We start from the raw sequence: 23,283 nt of genomic DNA, 5'->3' as shown, positions 1-23,283 counted from the left end.
CATTATGATGAAATTGGCGTTTTGCTGTTGTGTTTTCATGATGATAAACTGCATTACATCTCACGAGAACGTAGAAAAGGGGAGGAGAATCCATGAACGTCTTCAAGCGGCTAAGCACGTATTACTGGCCGAAAAAAGGCTACTTAATCGCATCTATCATTTGCTTGATGGCGGCAACCGCGCTCGGACTGGTGTATCCCAATCTGCTGCGCATATTGATTGACGACGTCATAGCAAAAGAACGATTCGATTGGGTGCCTTGGCTGGCATTGACGGTGGTCGTCGTTGTCAGCATTAAAGGCACCCTCACATTTTTACACGGCTTTTTTGGCGGAAGACTAGGCAACTACGTTGCCTACGAGATGAGGAATGCATGCTATCGCAAGCTGCAATTTCTCTCATTCCGGTATTATGACAAGGCAAGAACAGGGGACTTGATGTCTCGTTTGACAGCAGATCTCGAAGGAATTCGCAACTTTATTGGCTTCGGGTTCGCCCAAATTTTGAACATGGTGCTGATGGTGATCTTTGGCGCAGCAATGATGTTCTCTATTGACTGGAAGTTAACGCTAACTACGCTTATCCCAATCCCGTTGCTTATTCTGGTAGCACTTCGCTTCGAGTCGAAGATTCATCCGGCTTTCCGTGAAATGCGCGTTGCCTTTAGCCGGCTGACAACGGCGGTTCAGGAGAACATTACAGGTGTACGTACGGTCAAATCTTTCGCGCGTGAAAGCCATGAAGTAGACAAATTCTCTGTTCGTTCCGAAGCATATAAAGAAAATCAAATTCATGCTGCTACATTATGGGGACGTTATTTCCCGATCATGGAGCTTCTTGCTTGCTGCTGTGTCGCTATGCTGCTGGCAGTTGGCGGTACGAAGGTTATCAACAAGGAGCTGTCTCTTGGCGAATTGGTTGCATTCTTCAGTATGATTTGGTACATTATCGGTCCGATGTGGGGGATCGGCTTCCATATCAATAACTACACCCAATCTAAGGCATCTGGAGAGCGTGTGCTTGAACTTCTTGATACACCCGTTGACGTTGCGAACAATGAGCGTGCGATGGTGCTCAAGGATGATGAAGTAAAAGGGCATGTTCAATTCAAAGATGTATCCTTCCGTTACGAAGGAGATGTAAACGCTCTTAGCCACATCTCGCTTGATGCGACGCCAGGTAAAGTGATAGGCCTTCTAGGCGGAACAGGGGCAGGGAAAACGACCATTATCCAGCTGCTCATGCGCGCATATGACGTGAAATCAGGAAGCATCACATTGGATGGACACGATATTCGAGATCTTGATGTGAAGAGCCTCCGGAGCCAAATGGCTACCGTATTCCAAGAGACGTTCTTATTTTCGTCTTCAATCTATAACAATATTGCCTACGGACGGGATGATGTTACGGAAGAGGAAGTGATCCGTGCTGCGAAGCTTGCTCAAGCTCATGACTTCATCATGGAGCTTCCACTCGGCTACGACACAATCGTAGGCGAACGCGGTATGGGGTTATCTGGCGGCCAGAAACAGCGCATTGCAATTGCTCGTGCCTTGCTGAAAGATCCAAAGATTCTAATTTTGGATGATGCGACAAGCGCGGTTGACATGGATACAGAGCATGCGATTCAAGCGGGCTTCCAAGAGGTTATGCGTGGTCGTACCGTGTTCATTATCGCTCACCGCATCTCGTCGCTGCGACATGCTGATGAGATTCTAGTACTGGAACAAGGACATATTGCACAACGAGGTACCCATGAACAGTTGATCGTAGTGCCTGGCACGTATCAAGATGTGTATCGGATTCAATATGCAGATAAACTTGATTCAGATTTGACAGGAAATTCAACGAAAGATTCAACGATGAGCAGAGAGCAGGTGAGAGTATGAGTGAGGCTCGATTTACAGCAGCATCCTCGGCACCGGGGCGAGCAAATGAACACGACAGCGCTGCTTCTGAAAATGTCGAGCGCAAGCGCTCCAGATTCGTTTATCAAGATGATGATGCAATTGAAAAGCCCTTCAACTGGGCCCAAATGCGCCGCCTGCTCGTCTATATGAAGCCATATAAGCGCCAGTTGCTCCCAGTACTGCTCGTCATGATGGTACTGGGTACGATAACGAAGCTCGCGATCCCATTTCTAATTAGTTATGCTATTGACCATGCAATACAGCCGACAGATGGGAATCCGTCGCTTCGAATGTTGTATATCATCGCGGGAACGGTACTTGGACTCTACATTGTTCAATGGGGGGCCAATGCGTTCCGGATCAAATTTATGAATGTGATCGGCCAACGTATTATTTATGATTTGCGTGCAGATTTGTTCAAGCATATCCAGAAGCTGTCGTTCCAGTTTTATGACAAGCGTCCAGCTGGCTCTGTGCTCGTGCGCGTAACGAATGATGTCAATTCCTTACAGGAATTGTTCACGAACGGAGCAGTCAATACATTAATTGATTGCATGCAACTGATAGGTATCATTATTATTCTATTGTTTTTAAATGTACAGCTTGCATTGGCTGTTATGATAACCGTGCCTATTATGTTCTTAGTGTCTACAAAGCTTCGTAAGAAGATTCGATTTGCTTGGCAGGATGTTCGTATGAAGCAATCTCGGATTAACTCACACTTGAATGAAGCCATTCAAGGTGTTCGCGTAACGCAAGCGTATACACAAGAACAACAGAATATGGAATTCTTTGATCATATGAATATGGTGAACAAGAAATCCTGGGATCGCGCTTCTGCCATGAACCAATCGTTTGGGCCTGTGATCGAGATAACTAGCGCAGTGGGTGCATTTATTCTTTTCATGTATGGGTCTTACTTAATACAGAGTCATGCGATAACCGTCGGGGTACTATTTGCTTTTGCGCAATACATAGGGAACTTCTGGGAGCCTATTAACCGCTTAGGGCAAATGTATTCACAAATGTTGATTGCCATGGCCTCGTCAGAACGTATCTTTGAATTTATGGATGAACAGCCTTCCATTCAGGATGCAGTATCATCAAAGGCACTCCCGCCGATTCATGGCGATGTGGAGTTTGAGAAGATTTTGTTCGAATATGAAAAGGGACGTCCTGCATTGAAAGGAATCTCGCTATCTGCTAAGGCAGGCGAGTCTATCGCGCTTGTCGGACATACCGGATCAGGAAAGAGTACCATTATTAATCTATTGTGCCGCTTCTACGATACGACAGAAGGCCATGTCTTGATCGACGGACATGATATTAGGCAGGTGACGATTGAAAGTCTTCGTTCCCAAATTGGCATCGTGCTACAGGATACGTTCATCTTCTCTGGCACAATAAGAGACAATATTCGTTTTGGCCGTCTCGATGCAACGGATGCAGAAGTAGAAGCTGCAGCGAGAGCGGTATATGCGCATGATTTCATCGTGAATACGAAGGACGGTTATGATACTGAGGTTGAGGAAAGAGGGAACGTCCTCTCTATGGGTCAGCGTCAGCTAATCTCGTTCGCGCGTGCGCTGCTTGCAGATCCGAGAATTCTCATTCTCGATGAAGCAACGGCAAGTATCGATACGGAGACGGAGCTAAAAATACAAGAAGCGCTGAAAACATTGCTGCAGGGCAGAACATCCTTCATTATCGCACACAGATTGTCGACCATTCGCAATTGCGACAATATCGTCGTGCTTGATCATGGCGTTATTCAGGAACAGGGTACGCATGAACAACTGATGGATATGCGGGGTACCTATTACAATCTAGTAGCAGCGCAGTATAAATATATGTAGGCATTTCTTGTACGGCGGTTTGTGGTGCAGGGAGTTGCTTTCAGAATTAGAGGGGCGGCCGATATCGATCGGTTGTCCCTTTTTGATTTTGAGTGTTAGCTTTGCTGTACCCCCTGCAGTTTGCAAATAGGAACATGAACAGGTAATGTAAAGGGAGAACGGAGTTCAGGGATTGAGACAGGAGGACTAGGATGAGTCGTAAATCGGTATCGCGGCAATGGTTATGGATTGCTTCATGCGGCGTGGGATGCACGCTGCTATTGCTCGTTGGCTTCGGACTCGGAATTGCGGATATTATATATCCTGCTTCTGTTCCGTTTGCGGATGCGCCTGGGGTGAAGACTTCACCGACAACAGATACCGCCACTCACACAGAGCAGGAGATACGGATCGCTGCTCTTGGCGATTCTTTGACAAGAGGCACTGGCGATGGTACGGGACAGGGCTATGTTCGTCGCGTGGTGAGTACGCTTGAGAAGAGCAAGGAGAAACCGGTTTCGCTTTTGAACAATCTGGCAGTGAATGGGCTTCGTGCAGATCAGCTTATGGAGCGTTTGGAGAAAGATAGTGCGGGTTATGTATTGAAACAAGCGAATGTCATTCTGTTGACGATCGGCGGCAATGACTTATTCCAAGGAGCTCAAGCAGAACAGATGAGCGCCAAGGAAATGCAGTTGGATACGCTCATCGCTAAGGCGGATGCGGGAATTGTTCATTTGAAACAGGTGCTGGCTCAGCTGCGTAAGTGGAACCCGGATGCGCTAATCATCTATGTAGGATTGTATAATCCGTTTGCAGATTTACAGGCGATGCGTGAAATCGGCAATGCCGTCGTGCAGAAGTGGAACGATTCAGCTTATACGCTGATCAATAAGGACAAGAATATGATGATGGTACCGACCTACGATCTGTTCCAGCAGAACAGCAGCAAGTATTTATCGTCTGATCATTTTCATCCGAATGGAGAAGGATACGATGCTATTGCTAAGCGGATTGTGCAAAGCATCAAATAATAGATGGACATATGATATCGGCCGGGAGGTGGCTCAGTGATGGAGCATGCGAAGGAAGTAGTATTATCAGTTGAGCATGTAAAAAAGAAAATAGGCGCAAAGCTGATCATAAAAGATGTAACCTTCGAGGTTCGTGCAGGAGAGATCTTCGGTTTCCTTGGGCCGAATGGCTCTGGCAAAACGACGACCATTCGTATGCTGGTTGACTTAATTACGCCAACTTCAGGCCGAATTACCGTATGCGGACTTGACGTCAATCGCAATCCGGAGCAGGCGCTGCGGCATGTTGGCTGCATCGTGGAGAATCCGGAAATGTATAACTTTCTGACAGGGTGGGAAAATTTAGAACATTTCGCCCGGATGGTGAATGGAGTTGGATCGGAACGTATCCAAGAAGTTGTTGAAATTGTCGGTTTGTCCAATCGGATTCATGACAAGGTGAAAACATACTCGCTAGGGATGCGGCAGCGTCTTGGAATCGCACAAGCGCTGCTGGCCGAGCCGAAGCTGCTCATTTTGGATGAGCCTACGAATGGATTAGATCCGCTTGGCATTAAAGAACTGCGTGCATTCATTCGTATGCTGGCCGATAGCGGCATGGCTGTGTTCGTATCGAGTCACTTGCTCAGTGAAATTCAACTGATGTGCGATCGTGTAGCTATTATCAGCAATGGAGAAGTGCTTGCTGTTGACGATGTAGAGCAACTGCTTACGGGACGCAATCAGTTCGTGGTTTGGCAGGCACAACCCGTGGAGCGGGCTGTGGAATTGTTAACCGAGAACAATGGAGTTACGGTATACACACGAGAGAATGCGCCAATTGATGAGTCGGCCCTGATAGGACTTCCGGACTATGCGATCGTTACCGAAACTCCTTCTGACTATATACCAGAATTGAATCGAAAGATGCTGCAGGCCGGCATCGAAATAGAGGGAATTCAGCGCATTATGCCTACCCTGGAGCAGTTATTTTTAGAAATAACGGAGGGTGAACGCATTGAGTAGCTTGCTGCCGCTTATCCAAAACGAAACATTAAAAGTATTGAAGAAAAAGCGATTTTATGTCATCATGCTCATATTGATCGTGTTAATCCCCGTCTTCACTTATGCACAAATGAAGATGGCGGAAAGCAGCCGGGCGAAATTCAAGGAGGACTGGCGCCTAGAGCTTCAACAGCGAATTACAGATATTCAAAATTCGCTGGGCAGCGATCGTATACCAGAAGAGTGGAAGAAGTATCGGCTCATCATGCTGCAGCAGCTGCAATATTATTTGGATCATGACGTGAATCCAAGTGAGCCGAACGGAGTGACATTTACCCGTACCTTTATGGATAATGCGGTGACGCTGTTCATCCCGCTGCTTGTCATGGCGATCGCCTCAGATATCGTATCTTCGGAACGTTCGACCGGGACGATTAAGATGCTGCTGACCAGGCCGGTACGCAGATGGAAGGTGCTCATGAGCAAATGGGTTGTTCTCATGATGTTTACCGGCATCATTGTTGTCATGACAGCGCTGCTCGCGTATCTTATTTCCGGAGCTGTGTTCGGTTATGGGGGATGGACTTTCCCGATATTTACCGGATTCTCGCTGTCGGGCACTAATGTGGACTTCAATGCCGTACATACGCTTCCCTCATGGCTGTACTTGCTTATGCAATGCGGTCTGATCTGGTTCTCCAGCATTGTTGTCGCAGCGCTCGGGTTTATGATATCTGTGCTCGTCCGGAGCACAGCAGCAAGCATTGTAACGCTGATGGCAACACTGATTGCAGGTACCATCTTGTATAATATGGCCTCATCTTGGCCGACTGCCAAATACCTGTTCATGATTAACTTAAAATTGACGGACTATATGGCGGGTACACCGGCTCCTGTAGAAGGCATGAGCTTGCCGTTCTCTCTTGCGGTATTAAGTATATGGGGCATGATTTCCCTATTCATTGCATTCCGTGTCTTTACGAAACAGGACATCTTGAATTAAAATAAGAATGCGAAACATCTGTTTGCATCCGGACGATATAAGTAATGGGGATTTCTGCTCCTTCGTCCGGCAGCGGCAGATTTTCTTTTGCCAACGAAGGTTGGAACGCTAAAAAGATAGTTTCAAAAAGCCGCTTTTGATCATAAAGCATAACGGGAAGTAACTCGTGAAAATGTTCAGCAGCTAATTTTGCATTCGCTTGCAACCTTACTGATGCTGAAAACTGGTCTTTTTGAACACGTATTGTTTAGGAAACACGCATGATTATTGATTATGCACTACATGTAATTTGAAGGAGGAGCATGAATGGTCGAGCAAGTCGATATGTTCGGACAGTCGCCTGAGAATGGGGGGGCATCTGGCAACCGCAATTCTGAGTATGGGGCTGACGACATTCAAGTGCTCGAAGGGCTTGTCGCGGTACGCAAACGGCCAGGGATGTATATTGGCAGTACAAGCTCCTCGGGGCTGCATCATCTGGTATGGGAAATCGTAGACAACGCTGTCGACGAGCATCTCGCCAAATTTTGCTCTCAGATTGATGTGACAATTCACAAGGATCAGTCGGTCACCGTTCGAGACAATGGACGAGGAATTCCGACGGGTATGCATAAGACAGGGGTACCGACTCCGCAGGTCGTTTATACGATCTTGCATGCGGGCGGTAAGTTCGGTGGCGCAGGCTATAAGAAATCTGGGGGTCTGCACGGCGTTGGCGCTTCAGTCACGAATGCGTTATCGGAATGGCTTGAGGTTGAAATTTGCCGCGATGGCAAAATACATCGCATGCGCTTTGAAACATGGACGGATAAGAAAGGCAAAGAGCATGTCGGCGAACCGGTAACGGGGCTGGAGATTGTCGGTAATACGAATCGCACGGGTACAAAGGTAACGTTTAAGCCAGATGCGAAGGTATTCCATGGCAATATTCATTTGAATTATGACAATCTTGCTGAGCGATTGCAGGAGATTGCATTTTTGAACTCTGGCTTACGGGTCACATTGAAGGATGAGCGGACAGGAAAGGAAGAAACTTTCCTATATGAAGGCGGAGCAAGCGAATTTGTACGATTTTTGAATGAAGACAAAAGTGTGCTGCATGAAGTCATTCATTTCACGGCTGAGAAGGATGATATTGAAGTCGAGATTGCGCTTCAATATAACGATGGGTATACGGAAACAATCGTATCGTTCGTCAACTCGATCCCAACTCGTGGCGGCGGTACGCACGAGACAGGCTTCAAGACAGCCTACACGCGTGTGATGAATGAATATGCGCGCAAGAACAGCTTATTGAAGGAAAAAGATAAAAACCTGGACGGGAACGATCTCCGTGAAGGTATGATGTCAGTCATTAACGTGAAAATGTCCGATGTGGAATTTGTCGGCCAAACGAAAGATCAGCTCGGGAGTGCGATGGCAAGGGGCGCTGTGGATACCATCGTATCCGAGCATATGAGCATTTTTTTAGAGGAGAACCCGCAAATTGCGCAGATGCTTGTCAAGAAGGCGATTCAGGCATCCAAGGCGCGTGAGGCGGCACGCAAGGCAAGAGAAGATGTTCGGTCAGGCAAGAAGCGCAGTGAAAGCTCGAACCTGAACGGCAAGCTGACACCGGCGCAGTCGAAGGATTATACGCGCAACGAGCTCTTTATTGTCGAAGGGGACTCGGCGGGTGGCTCTGCGAAGCAGGGACGCGATTCCAAGACGCAGGCGATCTTGCCGCTGAAGGGGAAGCCAATGAACCCGGAAAAGGCGAAGCTCGCTGATATTCTGAAAAATGATGAATATCGAACGATCATCCATGCGATCGGAGCAGGGGTAGGCTCCGATTTCGATGCTGATGAGAGCAATTACGCGAAGATCATTATTATGACAGATGCTGACACAGACGGTGCGCATATTCAAGTGCTGCTGCTCACTTTCTTCTATCGATATATGCGGCAGCTTATTGATAAGGGCAAGGTATATATTGCACAGCCTCCGCTATATAAGATATCGCATAAGAAGGGCAAGCACTTGACGGTTCGCTATGCTTGGACAGACGAGCAGCTTGCCAGCTACGTGAAGCAGTTCGGACAAAGCGCTGAGATTCAACGTTATAAAGGTCTTGGCGAGATGAATCCCGATCAATTGTGGGAAACGACGATGGATCCGGAAACGAGAACATTGCTGCAGGTGCAGATCGATGACGCCGCCAAGGCAGAGCGCCGCGTGACGACATTGATGGGCGACAAGGTGGAGCCGCGCAAGCGCTGGATCGTAGAGAACGTTGACTTTGCGGAGTTCGAGGAATAGAAAGGTGAGAGACACATGAGCGTATCGGAACAATTCAAACCCGCGTTCTTGGAAGACGTGGTTGGCGACCGATTCGGGCGCTATTCCAAATATATCATTCAAGATCGCGCGATACCCGACGTTAGGGACGGTCTCAAGCCGGTTCAGCGACGCATCTTGTATGCGATGTATGAATCTGGCAATACACCGGACAAGCCATATCGCAAGTCGGCCAAAACGGTCGGGGACGTCATGGGTAATTATCACCCGCACGGGGATTCTTCGATATATGACGGTATGGTGCGTATGGCGCAGCCATGGAAGATGGGGCATGTCTTGATTGACGGTCACGGCAACTGGGGGTCAATTGATGATGACCCGGCAGCCGCAATGCGTTATACGGAAGCAAGATTGTCTTCCATTGCGATGGAGCTACTTCGGGATATTGAGAAGGATACCGTTCCGTTCCGTCCGAACTTTGATAATACGGAAGAAGAGCCTGTCGTATTGCCATCACGCTTCCCAAACTTGCTCGTAAATGGCGTTAGTGGGATTTCGTCCGGTTTTGCAACGGAAATTCCGACACACAATTTGCGGGAAGTGATTGAGGCATGCATCGCCATGATCGACAAACCCGAGATTGATTTGGATGAGATTATTAACATTGTACAGGGGCCAGACTTCCCTACAGGTGGAATCATCATGGGGGCGGAAGGCATTCGTGATGCATATCGTTCGGGTAAGGGGCGCATTTACATTCGCGCGAAGACGGATATTGAGGAAGTGCGCGGAGGTCGTCAGCAGATCGTCGTCACTGAAATCCCGTATCAGGTTGTGAAGTCGCGCCTTGTTACTGCAATGGAGAACATCCGGCTGGAGAAGAAGGTAGACGGCATTGCAGAGGTTCGCGATGAAAGTGGACGCGAAGGGATGCGCATTGTCGTTGAACTGAAAAAGGATGCGGATGCGAGCGGGATTTTGAACTATTTGTTTAAGAAGACGGACTTGCAAGTGACCTATAACTTCAACATGGTAGCGATCGTGAACAAGGCTCCGATGCAAATGGGCATTTTGCCAATGCTTCAAGCCTACATTGAACACCAGAAGGAAGTTGTCACGAATCGTACCCAATACGACTTGGCGAAGGCAGAAGACCGGGCACATGTGTTGGAGGGCTTGGTCAAGGCACTTGATATCTTGGATGCGGTGATCGCAACAATCAAAGCTTCGAAAAATCGTCAGGATGCGCAGCACAACTTGATTGAACAATTTGGTTTCTCTGAACGGCAAGCCGATGCGATCTTGACATTGCAGCTTTATCGCTTAACGAATCTGGAATTGACTTCATTGATGAAGGAATTGGATGACATTCGTAAGAAGGTTGCCGATCTTCGCTCGATTCTGGAGAGCAGCAAGAAACTGATGAAGGTAATTAAGAAGGAATTGACGGACATTCGCGATCGATATGGAATCGATCGGCGTTCAGTCGTGCAGGGAGAAGTCGAAGAAATCAAGGTTAACCTTGAAGTAATCGTCAATGCTGAGGATGTTCTCGTCAGCCTGTCCAATGAAGGATACATCAAGCGAACGAGTCAGCTATCCTTCACGCGTTCTGGCGGGGAATGGGAAGCATCTGGTGTCAAAGAAGGTGACTACATCCGTCAAATCAATGAAGTGAACACTTTGGATCGCCTGCTTATCTTTACGCAGCGGGGGCAATATTTCTCCTTGCCTGTCCATATGATTCCAGAGTTCAAATGGAAAGACAATGGTACAGCCATTGTTAATGTTATTCCGATTGCGAAGGAAGATTCCATCGTAGCTGCCATTCCTGTCAAGTCATTCGCGGACGAGCAGAGCTCGCTCTTGTTCGTGACGCGTCGCGGTCAAGTGAAGCGTACGATGCTTAAGGAATACGAAACAAATCGTACAGGGGCAGTCGCCGCGTGCAAGGTAGCAGATCAAGATGAGTTATTGGCCGTCATGCTTAGTGATGGTTCAGCAGACCTCCTTCTCGTGACAGAACAGGGAATGGCAATCCGATTTGCAGGAGCAGAAGTAAACCCGATGGGACGAGCGGCTGGTGGTGTTCGTGGAATGCAGTTAAAGGATGACGATGCCATCACAGCTGCTCTACAGGTTACGGGCGAAGAAGGAGAAATAACCGTTCTTACGGATATCGGATGGGGCAAGCGCTCCTTGCTGCTTGATTATCCAACACAAGGCCGGGGCGGCAAAGGAATGGCAACATTCGAGTTCAAGGAAGGGAAGCGAGTGAAACCGAATGGGAAGAAGCTAATCGGCGCTTACTTCAGCAAAGAGGCGTATCCGATAACGATCATTACCGAACAGGGACACTTGCACCAGCTTATTACCGAGCATGCACCGCTGATGGACAAAAGGGCACAAGGACGAAGCTTGGTTACCTTAGATAAGGAAGATACAATTGTAAATACTACAGTCATTATACCGCCATCTTCTTAATCGAAGGGCTTGTGCGGTGGATTCAGCACATCGTGCAGGGTAATGACAATTTCTAATAGGACCCACAATGGGACGGGCTCATCGAGCCGCTCTGCCCACTGTGGGTCTTTTATGATCCCGATTTTCACTGCTTTTTGAAAAATGTCGGCTTTGGCCTGATCCATTGTGTTCCCTCCTCGCAGTATGAAGCAATGTAAATGTTAGAGAATGTATGGCAAATGCCTATATGTTATTATATGTGGGAAATGATTGCACGGTTCCAAATCGTAACAAGAAGCGATATGAGTTTGGGATGAAACTACATTCAGAAGAGGGATGATCCCGACTAGAAAAATGTGGTATAATTTAGTTGTTTGTAGATCGACATGGGAATAAAGGGGGAGTCGCTTGCATGCATGCAGCCGAATTTGCCAAGCTATGGTCGAAATTATCCAAGGATTATAAGTTGATGATGGACGAAGCCCTTTCGCCAAGTCTGACAGAGAGTCAGTTAACCGTGTTGGAGCGAATTGCGGAATATGGAAAGGTCAAGCCCTCTGATTTATTGCCTCATCTAGCTACGACCCCGGCCGCAATTACAACATTGATGGATCGCATGGAGAAGAATGCACTAATTATTCGCGAGCGGGATCAGGATGATCGTCGAATCGTGTGGATCCAAGCTACAGAATTCGGCATGCAGGAAATGCGCCGCGGAGTAACGATTCGCGAGAATTATTGGAATGGCATCTTGCATCGTATCTCTACACACAATCAGCAGCTACTTATTCTCTTGCTTGGCAAGCTGACTCAATCGCCGCAACCGTCTGTTGTTGAGAAAGAGACGGCTGCAGCGTCAGAGCCTGTTCGTGCTGGGCAATAGCTAAGGTGAGACTGGGGCAGGGAGAATAACGGGAACAGCCGCTCTTGATGCCAGATGGCTGTATGTGCTGTTGAGCATCTTTTTCATAGCCTGATACTGCTTTGTGCTTAACCGTTTGTCAGAACGGGCTTTAATTGTTTGCTCCAATGGGAGTACGCGATATTTGCGCTTGTCGCGAGCACCGTCAATATGCACCCATGTTGGAATTGTTGTTATTTTTTTTAGCTCGATTGTACCTTCAGGCATGTGTTTGTTAATTTCCACACCGAAGATTACTCCTATATTCGTGCCATTGCCTGTCTGATTGGATATAAAGTTCCCCATAGAATAGATAATTAGCCCATCACGCTTGGAGCCGTCGGGCTCTCTTACAGTAATACGCTCATATGGCTGGATGACATGTGGATGAGAGCCTAATATAATATCTGCTCCAGACTGGATAAGAGTGTGCGCTAGTCGGATCTGATCTTGATTCGGTGTATGCTCATATTCTGTACCGAAGTGCAATGCAATCGCTACAACATCTGCACCAGCCTTTTTCGTTTTTTGAATATCCTGAATCATACGCTTCTCATCAATGAGAGATACGAGATACGGTTTTTGCTTCGGAAGTGGAATTCCGTTTGTACCGTACGTATAAGCGAGAATCCCTAATTGTATTCCGTTTTTCTCAAATAAGGTTGGTTGATTGGACTCCCATAATGAAGCTGAGATGCCCTTCGTCACCAATCCTTTTTTCTTCAGCACTTCTCTTGTGCGCAATGCTCCAGCTTCGTATCGATCCATGGAATGATTGTTTGCAGTCGTAACGATATTGAAGCCGGCGTACTTCAGTGCATCTGCTAGTTCTGGGGGGGCATTGAACATCGGATACCCAGTGTATACCTTCTCTCCGCCAAGCAATGGAGTCTCTAGATTTGCCCAACACCAATCTGCATCCTCGAGAATAGGCTTAACCTTTGTGAAATAGTTGTTAAAATTGTAGGTGCCTGTCTTCTTATTCAGATAAGCAGGGAATTGAGGAGAGTGCATCATAATATCTCCTACAGCAAGAAGTTTGCTGGATAGGGTATATGGCTTTATTTTTTCATTGCTTGGAACGGTGGTGCTTGCCGGGATGTCGGCTGTAGAGATGGAATGATCGGTAGCAGATGTTGAATGAGAGCTGCTATTAGGCATCGAATTATTCGATTTCGGAGATTTGGTCCGTTGGTTGTCGTTGGTTGCAGGCTCTGTATTGAAATGATCCTGAGCCGCTGAACGCAATGGCGAATCAATTGCACAAGCGGTGGATGAGAGTAAAAGAATAACTACGATTATCAGCATCCATATTGATACATAACGTCTGTTGCTCATCTCCATATTCCCCTCCTTTCAAGCTCAAAACAGTTCGATATGCACATATGCTTAATCGTTACCTGAGCTTATTGGCGTACACCTATGTACAATCGCATTGAAGAGATGCAAGTAAGTTCCTCCGCAATGCGATCGTACAAACAGGATGCTGTGTGATATGACTGATTACTAGCCAGTAAGATGATCACAATACTTCATGGTGGATAGGCAGGGATCCTGTACATTAACAGGATGCATAGATAGACGGATCCCATAAGTTCCACGGATATTCCTCGGGCGGTCTCGAATAGAAGTCCATGACTTCCTTCGCAGTCGGATGAGGAAACGACAGCCGGACAGACCATAGTGCGATCTGCTGTCCAGGCTTATTGCATTCGGCGCCGTACTTTTGATCTCCGTACAACGGACAACCGATTGTCTTCATCTGAACCCGTATTTGATGTGGCCGTCCGGTATGAAGTTGTATTCGTACAAGCGTCAAATCTCCGCTCATACCAGCTACTTCATAAGACAGTCGCGCTTCTTTGGCTCCAGGGGTATTCGGAGCAACGGCGCGAACTGTGTTCGTACGCACATCCTTCAGCAAATGATGCGTTAATGCATCGCTGTTCTGTGGGGGACGACCATGAACGATTGCCATATATACCTTGCCAAGCTTATGCGTCCGTACAACATCAGATAATCGAGATGCAGCCTTGCTAGTCTTGGCGAACACCATAGCTCCACCGACAGGGCGATCCAGTCGGTGGACAAGTCCTACATATACATTGCCTGGCTTTGAATAGCGTTCCTTTATATCTTGCTTCAATAAGGAGACCATATCTGCATCCTGAGTATCATCCGCTTGCGAGAGGATATTAACAGGCTTCTCGACAACGATTATATGATTATCCTCGTATAAGATGCCGATTTGCGGAGCAGCAGGTTGGCCTAACATAGATAGTTATGCCTCCCATCTTCCTAATATGCCGCAAGGAAGCACCATTCCTGACTTCGTAATTGGAATGCCTACTTCACCACAGGACAGCTTGCCGCCATAACGCTTCTTCATTGTCATGTTCAGCATATTGCTGAGAACAGTTGGCGACAGTCCAGTTGTATAGGAATTGATTTGCAAGAACAGCGGATTATCTGACATGATTGTCGTACAGAACTCAAGGAACGGATACAAGCTTTGTTCCAGCTTCCAAGTCTCTCCGCCTGGTCCTCTTCCATAGGAAGGGGGATCCATAATAATGGCATCATATTTGTTGCCTCTGCGCTGCTCTCTTTGCACGAACTTGAACACGTCGTCCGTAATGTAGCGAATCGGGTGAGATTGAAGATCAGACAATTGTGCGTTCTCCTTGGCCCACTGTACCATTCCTTTGGCAGCGTCCACATGGCATACCTCTGCACCAGCAGATGCGCACGCCAATGTCGCACCGCCTGTGTAAGCGAAGAGGTTAAGTACTTTGACAGGACGATTCGCATTCCTAATCTTGTTCATCATCCAGTTCCAATTCACAGCTTGCTCTGGAAACAAGCCTGTATGCTTGAAGTTTGTGGGCTTAATGTAGAACTTGAGGTTCTGATATTCAATGGTCCAACGATCTGGAATGGGCTTTTTCATATCCCATTGTCCGCCGCCGGAAGAACTGCGGTGATAGTGGCCATGAACATTGCGCCATTCATCTGTTTCGCGGTCTAGGGGCCAGATAATCTGTGGGTCTGGGCGACGGAGAACTACATCTCCCCAGCGTTCGAGTTTCTCCCCACCGCCTGTATCGATTAATTCATAGTCTTTCCAATCAGTAGCCATGTACATGTAGTGTGACTTCCTTTCTTCAGTTCAAACTTCCTTAACACTAAGCGTTATTGTACTATAAACAAGCTCAAGCTTCCAGAAAGTTTACGAAAGCAATACCCGCATGAGAGAAATTCATGCGGGTAGGGTTCAAAATAGGTTATTCAGTTTGAAATTTATAGCCTACGCCTCGTACAGTCACGATGTAGCGTGGACGTGTAGGATCAGGCTCAATCTTTTTGCGCAAATTACTAATATGTACCATAAGCGTTCGTGTATCGCCGAAGCTCTCAGTATTCCAAATATGTTGATATAGCTGCTCTAACTTAAATACTTTATTCGGCGATTGAGCCAAATAAGCGAGTAGGTCGAACTCTTTGGCAGATAATGCGACAGCTTTACCTTGTACAGTTACGGTGTGGCTTTGCAAATCCATCTCTAATTCTTCAAAGGAGAGTTTGTGCTGTGTTGAGCGCTGTAGCGCTTGAGCAGAGAGGGAGTTACGGCGCAAATGAGCCTTGACCCTTGCGACAAGCTGACTTGGGCTGAATGGCTTCGTAATATAATCATCCCCACCAACGGTCAGGCCTAAAATAATATCCACATCGTCACTTTTGCAACTAATGAAGAGAATGGGCACATTTGACGTCTTGCGAACTTCCTTACATACCTCAATACCATCCAGTGACTTCAATAAAATGTCTAAAATAATCAAGTCCGGTTCGATTTCCTTCATCATCTGCAGGGCACTGTATCCGTTGTCTGCGACGTACACGCGGTAGCCTTCCCTACGCAAATATAACGATATGAGTTCGGTAATCTCTATCTCATCATCAACGATTAATATTTTGCTTTCACTCACTGCAGGTTATCACCTCCGCCACTCCTATTATTATAGCGAATATCGTCAGGATATGGCAATCTATTCCTAATTACGACATGAATAGATCAAATCCTTACATTCTTCTATCGTCAAAAAAGTTTACGTGTTATAAAATGGAAGAGTTGAGGAGGGCGTCAAAAAAATATGCGTCGAATATCATTTCATATTATGATGGCCATGATTATAGTTACAATCATTATTTTACATGTTGCCGGCTCTATTATTGATTCAAAGCGTGCTCCGATTGCAGAAAATGGCGTAATTGACCTTCGAAATTGGAACTTTGAAAAAGATGGGATTGTGCCTCTTAATGGAACATGGAAGATGATGTGGGGGAGCTTGCTTCCTACGGAGCGTTCGATAGAACCAAATCCTATGATGACAGATGTAAGGGTGCCATCCTCTTGGAATCAGTTAACGAATCCGGGAATCCCTAATATAGGTACGGGAGCCGGAACATATTATCTTACAATTAAGAAAGAGGCAAAGGATACCCTACTGGGTGTGTGGCTTCCAAGTATAAATAGTTCATATCGCATGTGGGTGAATGGTAAGCCGATTATTCACGAAGGACAAGTATCGGAGTATGTGGAATATGCTGTTCCTTCCGTAAAACAACGAATGGTTATGATTAATATCCCTGGAAGCACTGCTGATATTGCCATTGAAGTTACGAATTTCTCTCATCATCGTGGCGGAATATGGCAGCCAATATATCTGGGTTCATCGGAGAAAATCATTAGTAAAAGCAGGTTAGAACTGGTTCGTGACAGTATGCTGTTCGGTTGTTTGTTAATGGTGGGGCTTTATCATATTGGATTGTTCATAGAAAGGCGCAAGGATTGGTACACGTTTCTATTTGCAGTTCTATGCATTGCAATGGCGGGACGGATATTAACGTCTGGAGATGCCATTCTACTTACTTGGTTCCCAAGCTTATCATGGTATTTCGTTATTCGTTTGGAATATGTACTAATGATCGTGGCGACGATGGCCGGATGCGGTTATATGAGATATTTGTTTTATGAGGACGCTTGTTATAAAACCTATGTTGTAATGAATATAGCAGGAGTAATACTCATAGGCACCATTATACTCCTTCCAGTACTTTCTTTTACCTCCAAACTCTCTATCTATCAATTCTATGTGATAGGTGCGGCTTGTTACGTATTCATAATGAATATAAAAGCGGTTCATAATCAACGGCTGGGTGCGCATATTGCATTGATCGGATTCACCGTTCTTAATATATTGGTCGTTAATGATATTTTATATTATCATTCGCTTGCTCCTATTCGAGACTTGGCTCCAATTGGGCTTGTATTTTGCATATTTATGCAATCGCTTATGATCTCGTTAAGGTATTCAAAAGCGATGTATGACGTTGAATCGGTAACTATCGAGCTGCGAGAACTGAATGCGAATTTAGAGGAGAGGATACAAGAACGTACAGCTGCATTGACACAAATGAATGCGAATTTAGAGTTGAAAAATTTTGAATTAGAACGAATGGAAACCTCGCGTAGACATTTATTTACGAATATTTCACATGATTTACGAACACCGATGACCTTAATCCGCGGCTATTTAGAGGCGCTGCAGGATGAGGTAATTCAGGATAGAGAACAGCAAAAAAAGTATATTCGCCTTATGCTTAATAAAATTAATGGCTTGAATCATCTTATTGATGATTTGTTTGAGCTGTCTAAGTTAGAGGCCAGGAGAGTGCCTGTAGCGATAGAGTCGGTACTGCTGGAGCATTTTATTTCTCATTTGGAAGAGCATTACGAGCTGGAGCTGCGAAGCAGAGGCCTGCTATTCGCATGTTATAACCTGACGTATCGCAATGCTCCCCCGGTCAGCATTATGCTGGAAGTTGACATTGATCGCATGATGCAAGTGTTCGACAATATTATCTATAACGCAGTCAAATTTACGCCAATTGGTGGTTCCATAACGATTGAGGTTGACTATGTAAAGCAGGATCAAGCGGTTCAAATTAAAATCACCGATACCGGTATTGGTGTGGGTGAAGAAGACTTGCCTTATTTATTTGATCGATTTTATAAAAATGATAAGTCGCGCAATTCGATGACAGGCGGCAGTGGGATTGGACTGGCAATTGCTAAAGAAATTGTTGAGTTGCATTTAGGAAGAATTGGAGTTGAGAGCGTGCAAGGACATGGAACGACATTTTATATCATTTTGCCCGCTCAAGTGAAATAGCTCAGACACATCGTTTTATCGCTTGGAAGAAATAGATTGCCGCATTAGCTGGAGTGTTTGTTGTCTTGAATCGGCATCTAGCCCGTGCCATAGCTGTAGAAGCTGATTTGTCTCATGTGATTCGATATAGGAATGATCATTGATAAGATAGTCTACAGATACGTCGAATAAGACGGCCAACTTCAGTAAGGTGGAATATACGGGTTGCCGATTGTTAATTTCATAATGGCTATATGCCGAACGAGTCAATCCAATATGACGGGCAACTTGCTCTTGCGACATATTTCGGACGGTTCGTAAATTGCGTAAGCGCTCTCCAAATGTCATAGCAGGTCTCCTTTGAGAAAAATATGCTAGAGTGGGGTCGCAAATTTATAGGTTTGTAGTTTTACATGTAATGTATGATACAAAATGTATCATGTCAAGATTGTTTTAGAATATCATCTATTACTGCAAAAGGCGTAATTCCAAAAAGGAATCACGCCTTTTGCAATATCTATCAAAACGATTCTGTCAAGAAACTACGATGCTAATTCGGTTTAATATAAGGACAAAGCAAGGGTGTCCATTTCTCGTCTTGAATGCAGAATTGCTTCTGATCCGATAATTTCAATACTGATCAGTGTTTCAAGGCATGTTTTAATCGCTCGCTTACCTGTATTCATTTTGCGATTGAGAGCATCCATGAGTAAAGAGAATGTATTTTTGTGAGACATATTTGTGCAAAACACGGGTATTTTTCGTTGTTGGAATTCAATATAAACTGTTTTCATCTGGCAACGGACCTCCTTCTATTGATCTATTTCCGTTAATCTTATAATACGAAAGGAACATTAAATGAACATTAAAAAGTGAAGACAATGTTGTTACATTTGCAAAATATATGGAAGAAATCTATAAATATCGTAGAAAAAAGCCACTTGATTGTGATTGAAGTCGAAGTAACCATTCCCTAATATGCACGATTGGGCACTTAACGGCATATATCGTATGTAGCGATGCGTAAGGGGGATGGAAAGTTGGAAAAGCGATTGTCACTGTGCATGATTGTAAAAGATGAGGAATCGTTTATCGGCAACTGTCTGGACAGTGTGAAACATGTGGTGGATGAGATCATTATTGTTGATACAGGTTCAACGGATAAAACCGTATCGATATGCCAATCGTATGGTGCGAAAATCTATGAGTTTCCTTGGAATGACAGCTTTGCCGACGCTCGCAACTTCGGTTTGAAGCAGGCGACGGGCGATTGGATATTGTGGATGGACGCAGATGAGGCACTGGATCCGGATCAAGCGGTGTTTGTACGCGATATTTTGCAGGAAGAAATGGCTCATATCGGAGTTATCCGATTAATTAACTATATTGGTGAAGATACGCCAAGCAACGCACAGACTTATATCGTTGGTCAGCATCGCTTGCTGCGAAATCATATGGGATTTCAATTTAACGGAAACATACATGAACAGTTAAATGTTCAAGAGGTGCTTGGAGAGCATATTGAATGTAAGATCCTGCCTGTGAAAATTCACCACTATGGATACTTACAAATTGTTACCCAAGCACGCAGCAAGTCTGAACGAAATTTACGACTACTGCAGATTGAAAAAGAAAAGCCGGAATACAGCCCGTGGATCGATTATCACATTGCTAGTGAGCAGTACCGGTTGCAAAGGTATGCAGAAGCCTATGAATCAGTAAATACTTCCTTACTGCGATTTATTGAAATGAGCAAGCTGCCGCCATCGCTTTTGTACAAATTAAAATATGAGTTAATGCTCATTCTAGGTAGCTATGATGGAGCATGGCCATCGATTGAAAAGGCTATTGCCCTGTATCCGGATTACGTCGATCTTCACTTTTTCAAAGGAATTATTTTGTACTTGAAACAAAAATACGATTACGCATTGCCTGTGTTTCGGCACTGTATTGAGTTAGGGGAAGAAAATCTCCAACATCTTATCTTGCGGGGAGTAGGGAGCTTTCACGCATGGTACTACATTGGACAGTGCTTAGAGCGGTTGAATCAGCGGGAAGAAGCAATTCAGGCTTATGAAAACTGTCTTCGGGAAGACAGCGGTCATACTTCTGCAAAGGATGCACTAGGCTTGCTGCTTGACCCACCGAATCAGGTACAGCAAGAAGATATTCATCAGGAGAACATGAAGGAAGCGCAATTGTCAATCCATCAGTCTGCACCGAATACAATAAGTTTATGTATGATTGTGCGCAATGAAGAGACTGCTTTGGAACGCTGTCTTAGAACTGTCCATAAGATTGTGGATGAAATCATTATTGTCGATACAGGCTCGACAGATCGAACGAAGGAAATTGCAGCCCAGTTTCATGCACGTGTGTTCGATTTTGAATGGATAGACGATTTTGCTGCAGCGCGGAATTATGCCTTTAGTCAAGCAACGAAGGAGTATATTTTGTGGCTAGATGCGGATGATGTGCTGGAAATCAAGGATCAAGTTCTCTTAAAGGAACTAAAGAAAACACTTTCGCCAGATGTTGATAGCGTCACGATGCATTATGTATTAATGGTAGATGAAAAAGGAAATGCTACATCCAGTCTGCGAAGAAATCGCTTAGTTAAGCGAGCCCGCGAGTTTAAGTGGCATGGGCCCGTGCATGAATATTTGGAAGTAGGCGGACATATTATTCATAGTGATATATGTGTAACCCATAAGAAAGATAAGCAATATACCGATCGCAATCTCCGAATCTACGAGAAGAGACTCGCCGCCGGTGAGGAGTTTTCGCCACGTGATTTATATTATTTTGCAAATGAATTGCGAGATCATTCCCGTTTCGAAGAGGCTGCGAATGGATATGCAAAGTTTTTGAATACAGGGCAAGGCTGGATAGAAGACAATATTCAAGCATGCCGGAAAATGGCAGAATGTTATGGCAAACTAGGTCAACGACATAATCAGTTTATGGCGTTGTTCCACAGCTTCACCTACGATAAGCCACGTGCTGAAATATGCTGTGCAATCGGAGCTATGTGGGTGGATTCCGGGCACTATCACCAGGCTATCTATTGGTTTGAGCAGGCAACGAAGCTTCCGGCAGATGAAGGTCAAATGTCGATGGTAGAGCCGTCTTCCTGGACGTGGGTACCTCATTTGCAATTGTGCGTATGCAATGATCGGCTTGGGGAGATAGAGAAGGCTTGTTACCATAATGAGGTGGCGTTATCCTTCCTCCCTTCACATCCTAGCATGCTCCATAATCAACAATATTTCCGTGACAAGCTTGGAGAAGAACGGTATGAGAAGCTGCGGATTCAACAATAAAGGAGAGTTCGAGTTCAAAGTATGTGATCGCGAAATGAGGGGATTGTGTTGAAAGTCAGTATCGTCATTTTAACATTGAATCAATTTTCCCATACGATACGATGTCTGGAGAGCATTCGCAAGCATACGCCGGAGCCTTACGAGATTATTATCGTTGACAATGGTTCAACTGATTTAACGCTCCCCTATTTAAGACTGCAATCAGACGTCACCTTGATTGAAAATCAGGAAAATGCAGGGTTTGCCAAAGGCTGCAATCAAGGTGCTGCTCGTGCTTCTGGGGATCATATTCTATACTTGAATAATGACACTATTGTCACACCCAATTGGCTAACAAATATGCTGAAAGTTCTGCATTCCAGTGAAGATATCGGAATGGTTGGGCCTTTAACGAATTATTCGAGCGGCCATCAGCAAATTCCAGTGACCTATACAGATTTATGGGATTTGAACGCTTTTGCCAAGGAGCATGAAGCAAGACATGCAGGAACGGTCACGGAGGTTCGTCGGCTTGTTGGCTTTTGTATGCTGATGAAGCGCAGTGTCGTTGAGGAAGTTGGAGGATTTGATGAACGTTATGGCCTTGGCAATTATGAGGATGATGATCTCTGTTTACGAACGGCAAATGCAGGGTACCGTATGCTCATTGCGAATGACGCTTTCATTCATCATGTTGGCCATGTGACGACGAATCAGCTTGAACAGGCAAGCCTGCTGCAATTGTTGTACACGAATCGGGAGCAAGCACGCCGGAAGTGGGGAGCCGACATATTCGACTTGATTTACAAGGCGGAGTCAACCATTACGATTTGTATTCGATTAACTAATCGGGCAGAGCCTTTGGACGCTTGTTTGACATCAGTTGTTGAGGTAGCAGATGAGATTATTGTATGCAATTGTACAGGAGATCGAAGTGAAGACATTGGCGTAATCACTAACGTTCCGATTCGATGGCTCCATACAACGGAAGTTGCAGATGACGTAGGCGATTGCATACTGCGCCAGGTATCTGAATATGCCACTAAAGATTTCATTTTCCTTCTTGATGCTACGGAGTATTTGCCATCCGCTGAACGAAGACAGCTTCGAGCGCTGAAGCGGTCTTTGGAGCCAGAAGTGAGTGCAGTCTGGATGAGGGAAGAAAGGGAGCGGGAAGACAGACGAGCAGAAGGAGGGGAACGGTTGAGGTTGGTTCGACGCAATGTTCAGTTGTCCATCCCCACTCCGTCTGAATTACAGCATCAAGATCCGGGGGAGAGCAGTGCAGGTCGTTATGTCAAAAGTGAAATCCGTGTGGCAACTCTCGTATAAATGAAATCTTGCAGTAAGAAAGCCTGAACC

The 23,283-nt window shown here is 45.6% G+C and carries 18 protein-coding genes and 1 pseudogene; 12 read left to right on the top strand and 7 right to left on the bottom strand.

The window, feature by feature from the left end:
* The first annotated feature begins 92 nt into the window (after positions 1-92).
* The 7 genes from NO352_RS12285 (at position 93) to gyrA (ending at position 11,527) form a co-directional block, all read left to right on the top strand.
* A complete protein-coding gene (locus NO352_RS12285) occupies positions 93-1,889 on the top strand; it encodes an ABC transporter ATP-binding protein (protein ID WP_005547074.1) in 1,797 nt (598 codons plus the stop codon).
* A complete protein-coding gene (locus tag NO352_RS12280; protein WP_289355786.1) occupies positions 1,886-3,766 on the top strand; it encodes an ABC transporter ATP-binding protein in 1,881 nt (626 codons plus the stop codon). The genes NO352_RS12285 and NO352_RS12280 overlap by 4 nt, the downstream gene beginning before the upstream one ends.
* Before the next feature lie 191 nt (positions 3,767-3,957).
* A complete protein-coding gene (locus NO352_RS12275; protein ID WP_289355785.1) occupies positions 3,958-4,779 on the top strand; it encodes a GDSL-type esterase/lipase family protein in 822 nt (273 codons plus the stop codon).
* Between the two features lie 39 nt (positions 4,780-4,818).
* On the top strand, positions 4,819-5,784 hold the full coding sequence (locus tag NO352_RS12270) for an ABC transporter ATP-binding protein (protein WP_289355784.1): 966 nt from the start codon (positions 4,819-4,821) through the stop codon (positions 5,782-5,784).
* Positions 5,777-6,766 carry an ABC transporter permease gene (locus NO352_RS12265; protein WP_005547083.1) on the top strand — a complete coding sequence of 330 codons (990 nt, stop codon included), beginning with the start codon at positions 5,777-5,779 and terminating at the stop codon, positions 6,764-6,766. Before NO352_RS12270 ends, NO352_RS12265 begins: the two co-directional genes overlap by 8 nt.
* Positions 6,767-7,072: 306 nt before the next feature.
* On the top strand, positions 7,073-9,064 hold the full coding sequence (gene parE, locus NO352_RS12260; protein ID WP_262866622.1) for a DNA topoisomerase IV subunit B: 1,992 nt from the start codon (positions 7,073-7,075) through the stop codon (positions 9,062-9,064).
* Between the two features lie 15 nt (positions 9,065-9,079).
* On the top strand, positions 9,080-11,527 hold the full coding sequence (gene gyrA / locus NO352_RS12255; protein ID WP_268621250.1) for a DNA gyrase subunit A: 2,448 nt from the start codon (positions 9,080-9,082) through the stop codon (positions 11,525-11,527).
* On the opposite strand, the gene NO352_RS12250 is transcribed toward gyrA, so the two are convergent.
* Complete coding sequence (locus NO352_RS12250) at positions 11,524-11,691, bottom strand: hypothetical protein (RefSeq protein WP_005547088.1); 168 nt, start codon at positions 11,689-11,691, stop codon at positions 11,524-11,526. The two genes, gyrA and NO352_RS12250, sit on opposite strands and share 4 nt — an antisense overlap.
* Positions 11,692-11,918: 227 nt before the next feature.
* On the opposite strand from NO352_RS12250, the gene NO352_RS12245 reads away from it, so the two are divergent.
* Complete coding sequence (locus NO352_RS12245; protein ID WP_268599671.1) at positions 11,919-12,389, top strand: MarR family winged helix-turn-helix transcriptional regulator; 471 nt, start codon at positions 11,919-11,921, stop codon at positions 12,387-12,389.
* Here NO352_RS12245 and NO352_RS12240 read toward each other — a convergent pair whose 3' ends face one another.
* The 4 genes from NO352_RS12240 to NO352_RS12225 all read right to left on the bottom strand — a co-directional run bounded on the left by NO352_RS12240 (position 12,390) and on the right by NO352_RS12225 (position 16,393).
* The gene (locus NO352_RS12240) at positions 12,390-13,745 is read right to left on the bottom strand and encodes a CapA family protein (RefSeq protein WP_262866623.1); all 1,356 of its coding nucleotides are present in this window, start codon (positions 13,743-13,745) and stop codon (positions 12,390-12,392) included.
* Between the two features lie 223 nt (positions 13,746-13,968).
* Positions 13,969-14,682, bottom strand: coding sequence for an RluA family pseudouridine synthase (locus NO352_RS12235; protein WP_289355783.1), 714 nt, complete (start codon positions 14,680-14,682; stop codon positions 13,969-13,971).
* A 6-nt stretch (positions 14,683-14,688) separates the two neighbouring features.
* Positions 14,689-15,552, bottom strand: coding sequence for a class I SAM-dependent methyltransferase (locus tag NO352_RS12230; RefSeq protein ID WP_005547093.1), 864 nt, complete (start codon positions 15,550-15,552; stop codon positions 14,689-14,691).
* A 139-nt stretch (positions 15,553-15,691) separates the two neighbouring features.
* Positions 15,692-16,393 (bottom strand): response regulator transcription factor, encoded by a 702-nt coding sequence (locus NO352_RS12225; RefSeq protein ID WP_163978823.1) that lies wholly within the window; start codon positions 16,391-16,393, stop codon positions 15,692-15,694.
* 165 nt (positions 16,394-16,558) lie between these two features.
* Here NO352_RS12225 and NO352_RS12220 point away from each other — a divergent pair, with 165 nt between their 5' ends.
* Positions 16,559-18,640, top strand: a complete 2,082-nt coding sequence (locus tag NO352_RS12220; RefSeq protein ID WP_005547095.1) for a sensor histidine kinase — start codon at positions 16,559-16,561, stop codon at positions 18,638-18,640.
* A 15-nt stretch (positions 18,641-18,655) separates the two neighbouring features.
* Here the strand turns inward: NO352_RS12220 and NO352_RS12215 are convergent, their stop codons facing one another.
* Both NO352_RS12215 and NO352_RS12210 read right to left on the bottom strand, forming a co-directional pair.
* Positions 18,656-18,967, bottom strand: a complete 312-nt coding sequence (locus NO352_RS12215) for a helix-turn-helix domain-containing protein (RefSeq protein ID WP_005547096.1) — start codon at positions 18,965-18,967, stop codon at positions 18,656-18,658.
* 212 nt (positions 18,968-19,179) lie between these two features.
* Positions 19,180-19,413 carry a hypothetical protein gene (locus tag NO352_RS12210; RefSeq protein WP_005547097.1) on the bottom strand — a complete coding sequence of 78 codons (234 nt, stop codon included), beginning with the start codon at positions 19,411-19,413 and terminating at the stop codon, positions 19,180-19,182.
* Between the two features lie 225 nt (positions 19,414-19,638).
* Here NO352_RS12210 and NO352_RS25280 point away from each other — a divergent pair.
* The 3 genes and pseudogenes from NO352_RS25280 to NO352_RS12200 form a co-directional block, all read left to right on the top strand.
* Positions 19,639-20,706: pseudogene (locus NO352_RS25280) on the top strand (glycosyltransferase family 2 protein); the annotation flags it as partial.
* Between the two features lie 96 nt (positions 20,707-20,802).
* On the top strand, positions 20,803-21,942 hold the full coding sequence (locus NO352_RS25275; protein WP_051135126.1) for a glycosyltransferase family 2 protein: 1,140 nt from the start codon (positions 20,803-20,805) through the stop codon (positions 21,940-21,942).
* 48 nt (positions 21,943-21,990) lie between these two features.
* Positions 21,991-23,253, top strand: coding sequence for a glycosyltransferase family 2 protein (locus tag NO352_RS12200; RefSeq protein WP_289355782.1), 1,263 nt, complete (start codon positions 21,991-21,993; stop codon positions 23,251-23,253).
* Positions 23,254-23,283: the final 30 nt, after the last annotated feature.

Source organism: Paenibacillus sp. S-12, assembly GCF_030363895.1.
Classification (GTDB): Bacteria; Bacillota; Bacilli; order Paenibacillales; family Paenibacillaceae; genus Paenibacillus_B; species Paenibacillus_B alvei.
This window is presented reverse-complemented; position numbering and strand designations above follow the sequence as displayed.